Origin of the sequence: Streptomyces sp. NPDC025273 (genome assembly GCF_040638585.1) — a bacterium.
Taxonomy (GTDB): Bacteria; Actinomycetota; Actinomycetes; order Streptomycetales; family Streptomycetaceae; genus Streptomyces; species Streptomyces cinereorectus.
In genome coordinates this window covers 77,269-90,431 of sequence record NZ_JBEZYP010000003.1, presented here as the reverse complement: position 1 = coordinate 90,431, position 13,163 = coordinate 77,269, and the positions used below count along the sequence as shown (strand labels likewise).

Sequence of the window (13,163 nt, the reverse complement as noted above, 5' to 3'; positions counted from 1 at the left end):
CGAGGAGGGGAGGCCCGGGCCGGACGGCTGAGCAGATCAGTAGCCGTAGCCGCCCTCGTCGTGGTGGTTGTCCGACACGTTCGCGCAGGTGTTGCCGAAGGCCGGGTTCAGCAGGGCGACGACGTTCACGGTGTTGCCACAGACGTTGACCGGGATGTGAACGGGCACCTGCACGGCGTTGCCCGACGCGACACCGGGGGAGTGGGCCGCGACGGCCTCGGCTCCGGAGTCGGCGGCAGCCAGGCCGGCACCGCCGGCGATCAGGGCACCGGTACCTGCCATGACGGCGGCCACCTTCGAGATACGCGACATCAGTTCTCCTTGAGAGGTTAGAAACCGGCCGAAGAACCTGCGGCCGGCATGCTCTGACAACGCGGGAACCGACAGACGGTAACGGATCGGTCGAAAAGTCGTGATCTTCGTCAGTTCCGGCCGGTCGCGGGCAGTCCCGCGGCGGGGAAGCCGCTCAGCCGGCCGTGCCAGTCGCGCGCGGCGGGGAAGCGGGTCCTCACGGTCTCCGCGGCCCTGTCCCGCAGCTCCACCTGCGACTCGCGCAGCCGCAGCAGCGGCTCCAGGGAGGAACGGGCCAGCAGCAGACGCTGATTGACGACCGGTTCCGGCGCCCAATGGTTCTTGTACTGCTCCGAGCCGCGCAACAGGCTCAGCGCGCCGCTCCCGGTGCTCGCCGCCAGCTCCGCCACTTCGCGCAGCAACATCGAGGACACGTCCACCTTTCTCCCCCTGAGCCGGGGATCGGCGCCGTACAGATAGCCGCCGGTCAGCAGCGCGGACCGGAGCGCCAGATCGGCGGCCACCACCTCTCCGTCGAGCAGGAACTCCCGGAGCGAGGCCTCTCCGTCGCGCACCATCCGGCGGGCGGAGCGCACCAGGTGCGCGCGGAAGCGGGGCCGCAGGTGCTCGGCGTTGATGCCGCGGCCGCGCCACTGGAGTGCGTGCAGGCGCAGCAGGGTGTCGACCGCGCTCGCCACCCGGTGCCCGGGCACCGCACGGCACTCGATTCCCGCGGCGTCGGTCTTGCGCAGCTTGGCCCGGGCCCGCTGGGCCCGCGAGCCGTGCATCCGCTCGATCAGGGCGGCGACCGGCAGGGCCGGCAGCTCCATGCACGTCGAGTCGGTGAGTCTGCGCCGGGCACCGGGCCAGAGCTCGAAGAGCAGCTGGGCCGAGGCCTCGGGCCGTACCTCCCGCAGATCGATCACGGTGTGGACGGCGGCCCGGTCGAGCCCGCGCTCCAGGGCCGCGACCGCGTCGTCGGTGCACCCGCCGTCGACGAGGATGTCGAAGAAGTCGGAGATCGGACCGCCCATGGGCACCAACAGGGGCATGGGGCGGTGCGCGAGCATCAGGGGAGCCGCGCCGATCAGCCGGTCGCCCCGGCGGGCCAGGACGACCCGGAGCCGGCCCGGGGCTCCGTAGGACAGCCACCACGAATGGAGCCAGGCATGGCTCTGGAACGGGGTCGCGGTCGGGCAGCGGCGGTGCAGCGCGTCCCATTCCGCGGCGAGTGCGGAGAACTCCGGCAGGTCCCGGCAGAGGGTGACGGTGAGCCGGCCGTGGCGGACGGTCGTCATCGTACGAGCTCCCGTCCGTCGGCCGGAGCGGTCGCGTCCGCCTGGGCGGGACCGGGCACCTGGGCGGTGGCGCCCCGGCGTCCCGGCCCGGGCCGCACCAGAAGGACCAGTCCGCCGATCAGACCGCCCGCGCTCGCGCCCACGGCCGTGCCGAGCGGGACGGAGGGGGAGACCGGCTCGACCGGGCGCACGGCGTGCGAGAACTTGATCAGCTTCACCCCGGTGTTCTTGGCCACGTGCCCGCTGCTGACGATGACGGCCTCGGTCACCGCCTCGGCGATGTCCGCCGCCCGGCGCGGATCGGCCGACGTGCCGGTGATCGCGATCATCGGCGAGTCGGGAGAGGTCTCGGACCGTACGTGGGTGCGCAGTTCCCGTACCGGCTCCCCGGCGGCGCCACGGGCGTAGGTGAGGGTCGCGTCGCTGGTGGCCAGCCGGCCGTACGACTGCGCGTAACCCAGCGCCGCCGCCGGGTCGACGCCCTTGTCCGCGGTCACCACGGCGTAGCTGGTGGACGCGTACTCGGGCTGGGCGAGCAGCCCGTAGGACAGCCCGCACGCCGTCCCGAGCAGGACGCAGGCGGGCAGGGGCCACCAACGGGGCCGTACGAACGCGGGGCGGGGCCTGCGCAGCCGTCCGGGGACGGCCGGCTGCGGCTCGGACGAGTCGGTCATGGTGAGCTCTCCCGGTCGGGTGGGGCGGTTTCGAGGGCATGTGCGTAGACGTTCATGAGGCGCTCGCTGCTGAGCCTGATGTCGTAGTGGTCCACGGCCGGCGGGGGCGGCAGTCTGCGGGTGCCGCTCACCATCCGGTGGCGCAGCGCGGTCGTCAGCTCACCGACGGGATCGGTGAGGGAGGCGATGCGGGTGGTGTCCGGAGCCCGGCCGGCCGGCAGGTCGTCGATGGCCGGACAGGCACCGTGCACGACGGGCAGCCCGGCGGCCATGGCCTCGACGACGGCCAGGCCGAACGTCTCCTCACGGGACGCCGAGACGAAGGTGTCCATGGCCCACAGCACCGCGGGGATGTGGGGAGTACCGGCTCCCGCCCCGCACTCCCCGAGGAAGCGGACACGGTCCGCGATCCCCGCCCGGGTGGCGAGGGCGCGCAGCGCACCGGCCTCCGGCCCGTCCCCGGCCAGGACGAGCCAGGCACCGGGGAGAGCCGCGACGGCACGGATCAGCAGGTCGAAGCGCTTTCCGGGCACGAGTCTGCCCACGCCCCCGGCCACGAAGGCATCGTGGGGAATGCCGAGCAGCGCACGGGTCGCGCGCCGTTGCGCGCTGTCGAAGCGGAATGCCGTCACATCGATTCCGTTGGACACCGTGTGGATCCTCGCGGCCGGCACACCCCAGTCGCGCAGTCGGCCGGCGACGGTGCCGGAGACGGCCACCGTCGCCGCTCCGAGCCGCTCGGTGCGCAGGTAGAGCGCCCGGGTGCCGGGGCTGAGCGGGCGCCCCTCGATCTCCGCACGCCCCAGCGAATGCTCCGTCGCCACCGAGGTGGTCCCCGCGAGCCGCGCCGCGATCCGCCCGTAGACACAGGCCCGGTACAGGTGCGTGTGTACGAGGTCGTAGGCCCCCCGGCGGATGAGCCGGGTCAGTCTGGGCACGGCGGTGAGGTCCCGGTTGCCGTTCATCCCGAGGTTCCGCACCCGGACGCCGTCGGCCCGCAGCCCTTCGGCGACCGCCCCCGGATTGGTGAGCGTCACGACGTCGCAGCGCACCGGCAGATGGCGCAGCAGCAGGCGCAGTTGCTGCTCGGCGCCGCCGATGCCGAGGCCGGTGATGATGTGCAGGGCCTTCACCGGTCCTCGCCCCCGGCCCGGCGGGAGACAGCGATGGTGGTCCGGTGGCGCAGCCGGTGCCGTACCGCCTTCGCCCGGAGGCGGGTGCCGCGGTCGGCGTGACTGACATGCGTACGGGGCAGGGCGAGCGGCCCGAGCAGGGAACCGGGCGTGAGGGCGCAGCCGTACGCGTACCCGGCGTCGCGCACCGACGCGAGCACCCGCAGGTCGGCGGTGCCGTACGGGTAGCAGAAGCCCGCGGGTCCGGTCCCGGTGAGACGGCGGATCGCCTCCCGGCTGCCGTGTGTCTCCGCGCGCAGTTCGTGGTCGGGCAACGACGTCAGATCCCGGTGGCGCATGCCGTGCGAGCCGATTTCCATGCCCGCTCCGGCGACCGCGCGGATGCCCTCGTCGGTGAGCAGCGGTTTCCTCGGGCCCAGCGGATCCCAGGCGTTGGAGCCGCCCGTCCGGCCGGGCAGGACGAACACCGTCGCCGTGCAGCCGTGCCGGAGCAGTACCGGGAGCGCCTCGTGGAGGAAGTCGGCGTACCCGTCGTCGAACGTCAGCCCGACCAGCCCGCGCCGTCCGGCAGCGTGTGCCCGCAGCAGCGCGGCGATGCCCACCCCGGTCAGACCCTGTCGGCGCAGCCAGGTCAGCTGCTCGTCCAGGCGGTGGGCGGAGACGGTGATGCCGTACGGATCGTCCGTCGGGTCGGTCACCGAGTGGTAGGTGAGGATCCAGGGCTGGGATCGGCGGGTGTACGGGGCGGCACGGGGTGCCGAGGTGTCAGCGGCCATGAGAGAACCTCTGTCGGACGAGGGCCAGCAGGTGAACGGCTTCGGGAGCTCCGAGCGCGAGTTGGGTGAGGAGGAACACCGCGGGGACGAGGAGGCAGCCCGCGGCCAGGCTGAGCACCGGACCCGCCGTCACGGACGAGGCGAGCCACCCCGTGGTCCCGGCCACCGCCGCGGCCGCCACGGGCCGGCCGAGCGCGAGCGCCACGGCACCGGCCCGGACGGCGACCGCACGCGAGCCCAGTCCAAGGAGCATCAGCACCGCGGCCGTGCTGATGCCGACGGCGTTGGCCGCCGCGATGCCGTCGACACCGAACGGACCGGTCAGGGCCATTCCGGCCCCGATGGTGACCAGGAGGCCGGCACCCATCGCCCCGAGCGGGTACCAGGTGGGCCTCCGCGTGGAGAAGTACGGCCGGCACAGGGCGCCGACCAGGGTGTGGCCGAGCAGACCGAGCGCGTAGACGCGCATGACCCCGGCCGTGGCCGCGGTGTCCGCCGCGTCGAACGCGCCTCGCTGGAAGAGGACCTCGACGATCCGGGGCGCGTATCCCAGCACCATCGCGGTGCCCAGCAGCACGACCGTTGCGGCCAGCGTGAGATCGCGTTCCACCCGGCGCCGGGCACCCTCCCGGTCCCCGGCCGCCAAGGCCCGGGCGACCACCGGGAAGGTCACCGTGCAGATCATCATGGACAGCACCATCGGCAGCTGCGCGACCTTCTGCGCGTAGTTGAGATGGGAGATGGCCCCGTCGGACAGGGACGAGGCGAGGAAGCGTTCCACGAGCACCTGTGCCTGACGGCTCACCACGAAGAGCACGACGGGCGCGAGGGCACAGGCGCCGAGCAGCGCGGCCTCCCCCTGCCGGGTCCCCCGTCGCCGCGGCATACGCGGCTTTTGCCGCAGCAGCCGTACGAACGTGGGCAACTGGGTGACGACCATCAGCACACTTCCGACGGCGACCCCGGCCGCCGCGGCGCGTACCCCCCACAGGGAGTGCAGCGCGAGCGTCGTCCCGATGATGCCGGCGTTGTACGCGATGTAGACACCTGCCGGCGCCAGGAATCGGCCGTGGGCCCGCAGCGCCGCGCTGAAGTAGCCCGTGACGCCGAAGGTGAGCACGGTGACGGCGGTCAGTCGCGTGCAGTCCACGGCGAGCGAGGGATCGGTGAGGCCGGGTGCGAGGACACCCACGACCCACGGGGCTCCGACGGCGAGCAGCGCTCCCGCGCAGGCCAGCGCGGCGAACAGTCGGGGGAAGGTGTCGGCGACCAGTGCGCGGACGGGATCGTCCGAGGAACCGCCGGCCGCACGCCGTGTCAGGGCGTGGCTGAAGGCGGGGACCAGCAGCAGTGCCATCCCGTCCTCGATCAGCAGCGTGGCCGCCATCTCCGGCACGGTCCAGGCGATCAGGAACGCGTCGCTTGCGTGACTGGCGCCGAACAGCCGGGCGACGGCCTGGTCCCGTACGAGCCCCAGCAGCGCCGCGATCACCGTGAGACCGGCGGCGCCCGCCGCGGCCCGGGCGAGGAACCCCCCGGGCCGCGGCGGAACGACAGGCGTGGATGTCCCGGGCGCCGCCGGCCCGGCCGTCCCCGTCACGGTCCCGCTCACGCGGCGGTCGCCCTCCCGGGCGCGGCCAGCGCCCACCACGCGGCCAGACCGAGCACGATCCCGGTGAGCACGGTGGACGGGCCGCCGATGTCCGCGTAGAGGAAGTCGACGGTCTGCCAGGTCATCAGCCCGACGGCGGCGAGACCGCAGTCGACGGCCGCGGCCCCGCGTGACCGGGCGAGCGCCAGCCTGCGCACCCCGCCGACCAGCAGTGCGGCCCAGGAGCCCACCAGCGCGGTGAAGCCGATGAGCCCCTGCTCGCTCAGGACGAGCAGATACATGTTGTGGGGGGACAGCAGCGGCTGCTTCACGAAGTCCTGTCCGGCCCCCGCGGTGTCACCGCCGGCCGAGAGGCCGATCGAGGCGTGTCCGTCCCGGTGGGCCGGGAAGCCCTTGAGGCCGACGCCGGTCGCCGGCTGCTCGCGCCACATGCCGGCCGCGGCGGCCCACATGGTGTAGCGGTCGTTGACCGACCGGTCGGGTGCGCTGGTCACCTCGGTGATGCTGGTGAGCCGCTGCGAGATCATCTCGGATCCGACGCCGAAACCGCCGACGAGCACGACCCCGGCCGCACCCAGCACGGCCAGCACGCGAACCGCCTGCCTGGCCCCGGCGGCCGCGATCACGGCCAGGGCACCCGCCGCCGTCGCGATCCACGCCCCCCGGCTGAAGGACAGGGTGAGCGGGACGACCAGCAGGGCGGCGGCGGCCGGGGCACACGCGCGCAGCCACCGTGGCGCGCCCGGACGGGCACCCAGCGCGTACGCGGCGGCGGCGAGCAGTCCGTAGCCGACGACCGTGGCCATCCCCATCACATCGCCGGCGCCGAACGTGCCGACGGCCCGGATGTCCTCACCCCGGTACGAGGCCCCGGACCCGGTGGCGTACTGGTGCACACCCGTCGCGCCCTGGACGAGCGCGAGCAGCACGAGCGAACCGGTGATGATCCGGAACTCCCGGGCGTCCCTGACCAGCAGAAGGACCGCGGCAGGTACCAGAACGAAGATCTGCAGATAGCGCACGAAGCCCGGCAGTGCCGCCACCGGGTCCGCCGCGGTCACCGCGGACAGGGCGAGGCCGGCGGCCGGCAGACCGAGGACGAGCGCCCCGGCCGGTGTGAGCGGACGGGCCCGCAGGTACAGCAGACGCCCCAGGCAGACGAGCACGGCCACGCCCGAGAGAAGGTCGGCCGGGGGAACGCCGTACACGGTCCCCGCCCCGCCGGCGGGTACGGCCAGCAGCAGCACGGTGCCGATCAGGGGCAGCAGCGGCCATCCGCTGCCCCACCGGCGCAGGAACGGGTGCGCCGGAGCGGAACGTACGACGGGGGCCACGGGAGTGGCGGTCATGGTGAGCGTCACGGTTCAGCTGCCTCCGGGCCGGAACAGTGAACCCGCCGTGCGCGCGAGGACGCACACGTCCTGCCAGAGCGACCAGGTCTCGATGTACCGGTTGTCGAAGCGGGCGCGGTCCTCGATCGAGGTGTCACCACGCAGACCATGCACCTGGGCCAGCCCCGTGATCCCGACAGGCATGCGGTGCCGGGCCCGGTAGCCGGGATGGATCCGACTGAACTGCTGCACGAAGTAGGGGCGTTCGGGGCGGGGCCCGACCAGGCTCATGTCACCGCGCAGCACGTTCCACAGCTGCGGAAGCTCGTCCAGCGAGGTCCGGCGCAGCATCCTGCCGACGCGGCTCATACGTCCGTCGTCCGACACGTTCCACCGGGTCGCGGACTCGTGCGCGTCGGCCGGGCGCAGGGTGCGGAACTTCAGCAGGACGAACGGCCGCCCGTGCCGGCCGACGCGCTCCTGGTGGAAGACGACGCCCGGTCCGTCGCACACGCGTACGGCGAGTGCGCAGAGGGCCATCACCGGTGCGGACGCGACCAGGGCGACCATGGCCAGACCGACGTCCATCGCACGCTTCACCCGGTGGGCGACCGGCCGGTGGGGACCTCCGTGCAGCGCGTGGGCGGCGAAACCCCACAGGTGGTCCGGCCGGGACACGGACCGGCCGGGGACGGCCGTCCCCTGATCGGTGATCAGCCAGACGCGACAGCCGTGCCGCACGAACAACTCGACGAGCGCGGACCCGTCGGGTGCCGCCTCGGGCGGGACCGTGAAGACGGCGTGCCGCACGGAGTTCTGGACGACGGCCCGGGCGACGTCCTGCTCGGACGAGAGAACGGGCAGCGCCGGGCCCGCCGGTGCGCACGCGGATCCGGAGTCGTCGTCCACGGGGGTGCCGGAGACCACCCGGCCGACCGGCCGGAGCCCGTACTCGGGGTGCTCCTGCAGGACCGCCGTGACCCGCTCGGCCGCCCGGCCGTCGCCCATCACCAGGGTGGACCGCGGATTGCGGACGGCCGACCGGAGCCGGATCCGGTGGACCGCGGCGCGCGTCCCGCAGCTCAGCAGGGTCTGGGCGCCTGCGGCGAGGGCCAGCGCCGTCCAGCCCATGCCGTAGCGGGGGTCGTACGCGCTCAGTACCTCGGCGGTGGCGTACCACTGCACCAGCGCCAGCCCGCAGAGCGCCGGCAGCTCCGCCAGAACGGACGGGGACAGTCCGATCCGGTACAGGCCCCGGGAGGCGTTCAGCAGCAGCTGGGCGGCGGCCTGCATGAGGAGGACACCCGGTGGCCACGGCACGGGGGCCACCAGGGTGAGGGCCAGGCCCAGCGCCAGTCCGTCGGCGGCCACGAGGCCGGTGGCGGGTGCCCACCGCCTGCGGCTCCCGGCGGTCCGCAGGGCCTGCGCGCGGCCGTTCCCGCCACGCGGCGGGCGGATCGCGCAAGCCGCACGGCGCACGGCGGTCGCCTGGGCGGATCGGGGGACCGGTGCACTCTCCGTCGTCATCGCTCGGTGCGCTTCCTCGTCGTGGGGCGGGACTGGCCGACAAGTTCCCGGTAGAGCCGCAGGACCGCGTCCGCGGTCTTCGTCACGTCGAAGACCGACCGGGTGTGCCGCTCCGCCGTGCGGCCCAGCTCCGCCCGCAGCACCGGATCGGCCAGCAGGGCGGTGAGCGCCGCCGCGAGGGCCGCGGGGTCCTCCGGGGGCACGAGGCAGTGGGGTGCGTGGCCCGGCGGCAGGCTCTCCCTGGCGCCGTCGACGTCGGACAACAGGACGGGCCGGCCGCAGGCCATGGCCTCCAGCGGGGCCAGCGCCATCCCCTCCCAGCGTGACGGGAGTACGAGCACATCGGCCGCGTGGATCCACGGCAGTACGTCCCGGCTCGCCCCCGCGAACAGCACCCCGGGGGGCGCGGTGCGCCGCAGCTCCTCCCCGTACGGCCCGTCGCCGACCAGGACGAGCCGCGCGTCCCGGACGGGGGACCGCTCCCAGGCCCGCAGCAGGACGTCCTGGCCCTTCTGCCGGCTGAGACGGCCGACGCACACGACCAGCGGAGCGCCGGCCGGAAGGCCCTCCAGCAGAGGCAGGCCGGCGCGGGCCGCTTCCGCCCCGCCGCCGGGCCGGAAGCGGCCGAGGTCGATGCCGTTGTGGATCACCGACCAGCGGGCGGCGATGCCGGCCCGCTGACCCGTCCGGCGTTCGGACTCGCTCACGCAGAGGGTGCGGTCGCTCCACCGGGCCCCGTACCGCTCCCAGGCCATCGCCAGTGCGGCGGCCCTGCCCTCCAGGGCCTCGAAGGACCAGGCGTGCGGCTGGAACACGGTCGGAACGCGGCCCCGGACGGCGAGGCGCCCCGCGAGCCCCGCCTTGGCACTGTGGACATGGATCACGTCGGGAGCGCAGGCGCCGATCAGTCGGCCCGCGGTCGCGATCTCACGCCCCAGCCGTGGCCCGGGGACACGCTCCGCGGGCCAGGCGCGCACGCGCGCCCCGGCACCGGCTGCCTCCGACGCCAGTGGCCCGTCGGGCGGGCAGGCGACCAGAGGCCGCAGTCCCGCCCGGACCTGTGCGGCGACGAGGTCCGTCACGACCCGTGCGACACCCCCCTCCACCGGCTGGACCAAATGAAGGACCGTCAGTCGACTTTCCTCGGTGCAACTCTTCTGCAGCACGCACGGCTCTCTTCTCACATGCCCCCGGAGAGCCGGATCGGGTGGACGCCGGCGGCCGGAATGTCGGAGGCAGAGATCAAGTGGATAAATCCGAAATGCACTTTTGCAGACAGTGCGTGCGAAAACACGTATGACTCGCGCATCTGTCCGCACGAATTACCTCCGGGCGGGGATTGCGGGATGGTCACGGTGTGCTACGGCGTGTCAGATGCCGGTGTCCGTCATTTTTCGGACCGTGCCTCATGATGAATGTGCCGTGTGTATTCGCCCGCATTCCGGCGACCGGCGACTCCTCGCGGGATCGCGCACGACGGAGTGGGCGGACAGCGAATTGCGGATAACGGCCGCCGGGGGTGGGGTGCGCGCCCTGCGGCTTCCGGTTTCCGTCCCCGCCGGCGGGCCCTGCCCAGGCCGTCGCGGCACGGCTTCCGCGCGAACCGGCCAATCATGGCGAAAGCGCCCGGTTCCCGCCGTGCTCCGGATGTACTGCTGGTGCGTCAGCGCGACCCACCGGTGTGGCCGCGGGGGCGGTATCAGGTACAACTCGTGATGACCGTCCGCCCGGTGGCGGCCACCCGCCCAGCGGGCCCACCGGCGAATACAGAGGAGAAGCGATGGTTCACGAACGGGCCGGTCAGCCGGCGCAGCCCGGAGATCTGGTGGATGTGGCACGGTTGGTGACGGCCTATTACACCGTCCACCCCGACCCGGCCGAGCCCGGGCAGCGTGTGGCCTTCGGCACCTCGGGGCACCGCGGCTCCGCCCTGTCGGCGGCCTTCAACGACGACCACATCGCGGCCACCACGCAGGCCATCTGCGAATACCGGGCCCGGCAGGGCACCGACGGGCCGCTGTTCCTCGGCGCCGACACCCACGCGCTGTCCGAACCCGCCCGGATCACCGCGCTGGAGGTGCTCGCCGCCAACGGGGCCACGGTCCTGATCGATGCCGACGACGGCTACACGCCCACCCCGGCCGTCTCGCACGCCATCCTGACGTACAACCAGGACCGCACCGGCGGACTTGCCGACGGCATCGTGGTCACGCCCTCGCACAACCCGCCGTCCGACGGCGGCTTCAAGTACAACCCGACACACGGCGGTCCGGCCGGCTCGGACGCCACCTCCTGGATCCAGGACCGCGCCAACGCCCTGATCGAGGACGGGCTGAAGGGGGTACGGCGGATTCCCCACGCGCGGGCGCTGGCGGCCGGCACCACCGGACGGCACGACTTCCTGACCGGTTACGTCGACGACCTCCCTGCCGTGCTCGACCTGGACGCCGTACGCGATGCCGGGATCCGGATCGGCGCCGACCCGCTCGGCGGCGCCTCGGTCGCGTACTGGGGCCGGATCGCCGACCGCCACCGGCTCGACCTCACGGTGGTCAACCCGCTCGCGGACCCCACCTGGCGGTTCATGACGCTGGACTGGGACGGCAGGATCCGGATGGACTGCTCCTCGCCGTACGCCATGGCCTCCCTGATCGAGCAGCGCGACGCGTACACCATCGCCACCGGCAACGACGCCGACGCCGACCGGCACGGCATCGTCACGCCCGACGGCGGGCTGATGAACCCCAACCACTACCTGGCCGTCGCCATCCGCTACCTCTGCACGCACCGCGAGGGCTGGCCGGCCGGCACCGGCATCGGCAAGACCCTGGTCTCGTCCTCCATGATCGACCGGGTCGCCGCAGACCTCGGGCGGCAGCTGGTGGAGGTTCCGGTGGGATTCAAGTGGTTCGTCGACGGACTCTTCGGCGGCACCCTCGGCTTCGGCGGTGAGGAGTCCGCAGGGGCGTCCTTCCTGCGCCGCGACGGCCGGGTGTGGACGACCGACAAGGACGGCATCCTGCTGGCGCTGCTGGCCTCGGAGATCACCGCCGTCACCGGCTCCACGCCCTCCCAGCACTACGGCGAACTCACCGCGCGGTTCGGCGACCCCGCCTACGCCCGGGTCGACGCCCCCGCGACGCGGGAGGAGAAGGCGGTGCTGGCCCGGCTCTCGCCGGAGCAGGTCACCGCGGACACCCTGGCGGGCGAGCCCATCACGGCGGTGCTCACGAAGGCACCCGGCAACGGCGCCGCCGTCGGAGGACTCAAGGTCTGCACCGACAGCGCCTGGTTCGCGGCCCGCCCCTCCGGCACCGAGGACGTCTACAAGGTGTACGCGGAGAGCTTCCAGGGCGCCGAACACCTCGCCAGGGTCCAGGACGAGGCCCGTGCCCTGGTCTCCGAGGCACTGGGCGGCACGGGCTGATGACGGTCGTGGGTGTGGTGTCCGCGGTCACCACACCCACGACGCGCGAACAGCGCTCAGCCGTCCTCCGGATCGTTGCCGCCGGCCGGGTCCGGCGTACGCGCCGCATCACCCCGGAACGCCCCGAGGATCTGCTCGGCGGCCAACGAAGCCGTCAACTCGCCGCCGCGTACCCTTTGTTCGAGCCCGGGCGCGAGCGCGCGCACCGCCGCATGGCTGCGCAGGCCGTCCAGCAGCTCCTCACGGACCATCGTCCACGTCCAGTCCACCTGCTGCTCGCGACGCTTGGCCGTGAGCCGCCCGGTGGTGTCCAGGAGCGTACGGTGCTGCTCCAGCCGCTCCCAGAGCGCGTCCAGCCCGGTCGATTCCCGGGCGCTGCAGGTGAGCACCGGAGGAGTCCACGCGGCGTCCACCGGGTGCATCAGCCGCAGCGCACCCGCCAGTTCACGCGCTGCCGAACGCGCGTCGCGCTCGTGCGGACCGTCCGCCTTGTTGACGGCGATGGCGTCGGCCAGCTCCAGGACGCCCTTCTTGATGCCCTGCAGCTGGTCGCCGGTACGGGCCAGGGTGAGCAACAGGAACGTGTCGACCATGTTCGCGACCGCCGTCTCCGACTGCCCGACCCCGACCGTCTCCACCAGCACCACGTCGTAGCCCGCCGCCTCCATGACCACCATGGACTCCCGGGTCGCCTTCGCCACCCCGCCGAGCGTCCCGGCCGTGGGGGAGGGGCGGACGAACGCCCGGGCGTCCACGGCGAGCCGCTCCATCCGGGTCTTGTCGCCCAGGATGGAACCGCCCGTACGGCTGGACGACGGATCCACCGCCAGCACCGCGACCCGGTGCCCGAGCCCTGTCAGCAGGGTCCCGAGCGCGTCGATGAACGTGGACTTGCCCACGCCCGGCACTCCGCTGATCCCGATGCGTCTGGCCCGCCCCGAATGGGGCAGCAGTTCGCTCAGCAACCGCTGCGCCAGCACCCGGTGATCGGGGCGGGTCGACTCGACGAGAGTGATCGCGCGTGCCACGAAGGCACGTCTCCCGTCCAGCACGCCTCTGACGTACGCCTCGATGTCGATGTGCGGAGCCATCCT

General features: G+C 73.3%; 11 protein-coding genes. 1 reads left to right on the top strand and 10 read right to left on the bottom strand.

The genetic code is table 11. The annotated features are described in order from the left end of the window. Positions 1-36 precede the first annotated feature (36 nt). The 9 genes from AB0F38_RS07570 to AB0F38_RS07530 form a co-directional block, all read right to left on the bottom strand. Entirely contained in the window at positions 37-312 is a 276-nt protein-coding gene (locus AB0F38_RS07570) for a chaplin (RefSeq protein WP_361888181.1), read from the bottom strand. 110 nt (positions 313-422) lie between these two features. Further along, the gene (locus tag AB0F38_RS07565; RefSeq protein WP_361888178.1) at positions 423-1,589 is read right to left on the bottom strand and encodes a GNAT family N-acetyltransferase; all 1,167 of its coding nucleotides are present in this window, start codon (positions 1,587-1,589) and stop codon (positions 423-425) included. Beyond that, the gene (locus tag AB0F38_RS07560; RefSeq protein ID WP_361888176.1) at positions 1,586-2,263 is read right to left on the bottom strand and encodes a lipopolysaccharide biosynthesis protein; all 678 of its coding nucleotides are present in this window, start codon (positions 2,261-2,263) and stop codon (positions 1,586-1,588) included. Before AB0F38_RS07560 ends, AB0F38_RS07565 begins: the two co-directional genes overlap by 4 nt. Beyond that, positions 2,260-3,396: a glycosyltransferase gene (locus tag AB0F38_RS07555; protein WP_361888173.1), complete on the bottom strand. Its 1,137-nt coding sequence runs from the start codon at positions 3,394-3,396 to the stop codon at positions 2,260-2,262. The genes AB0F38_RS07560 and AB0F38_RS07555 overlap by 4 nt, the downstream gene beginning before the upstream one ends. Continuing rightward, the gene (locus AB0F38_RS07550; protein WP_361888170.1) at positions 3,393-4,172 is read right to left on the bottom strand and encodes a polysaccharide deacetylase family protein; all 780 of its coding nucleotides are present in this window, start codon (positions 4,170-4,172) and stop codon (positions 3,393-3,395) included. The genes AB0F38_RS07555 and AB0F38_RS07550 overlap by 4 nt, the downstream gene beginning before the upstream one ends. Continuing rightward, positions 4,162-5,772, bottom strand: a complete 1,611-nt coding sequence (locus AB0F38_RS07545; protein WP_361888891.1) for a lipid II flippase MurJ — start codon at positions 5,770-5,772, stop codon at positions 4,162-4,164. The genes AB0F38_RS07550 and AB0F38_RS07545 overlap by 11 nt, the downstream gene beginning before the upstream one ends. Positions 5,773-5,780: 8 nt before the next feature. Then, complete coding sequence (locus AB0F38_RS07540) at positions 5,781-7,133, bottom strand: O-antigen ligase family protein (protein WP_361888167.1); 1,353 nt, start codon at positions 7,131-7,133, stop codon at positions 5,781-5,783. Between the two features lie 15 nt (positions 7,134-7,148). Next, on the bottom strand, positions 7,149-8,642 hold the full coding sequence (locus AB0F38_RS07535) for a sugar transferase (protein WP_361888163.1): 1,494 nt from the start codon (positions 8,640-8,642) through the stop codon (positions 7,149-7,151). Beyond that, entirely contained in the window at positions 8,639-9,808 is a 1,170-nt protein-coding gene (locus AB0F38_RS07530; RefSeq protein WP_361888160.1) for a glycosyltransferase family 4 protein, read from the bottom strand. The genes AB0F38_RS07535 and AB0F38_RS07530 overlap by 4 nt, the downstream gene beginning before the upstream one ends. A 614-nt stretch (positions 9,809-10,422) precedes the next feature. On the opposite strand from AB0F38_RS07530, the gene pgm reads away from it, so the two are divergent. Further along, positions 10,423-12,069 (top strand): phosphoglucomutase (alpha-D-glucose-1,6-bisphosphate-dependent), encoded by a 1,647-nt coding sequence (gene pgm, locus AB0F38_RS07525; protein ID WP_361888158.1) that lies wholly within the window; start codon positions 10,423-10,425, stop codon positions 12,067-12,069. 56 nt (positions 12,070-12,125) lie between these two features. On the opposite strand, the gene meaB is transcribed toward pgm, so the two are convergent. After that, entirely contained in the window at positions 12,126-13,160 is a 1,035-nt protein-coding gene (gene meaB / locus AB0F38_RS07520; protein WP_361888156.1) for a methylmalonyl Co-A mutase-associated GTPase MeaB, read from the bottom strand. Positions 13,161-13,163 lie beyond the last annotated feature (3 nt).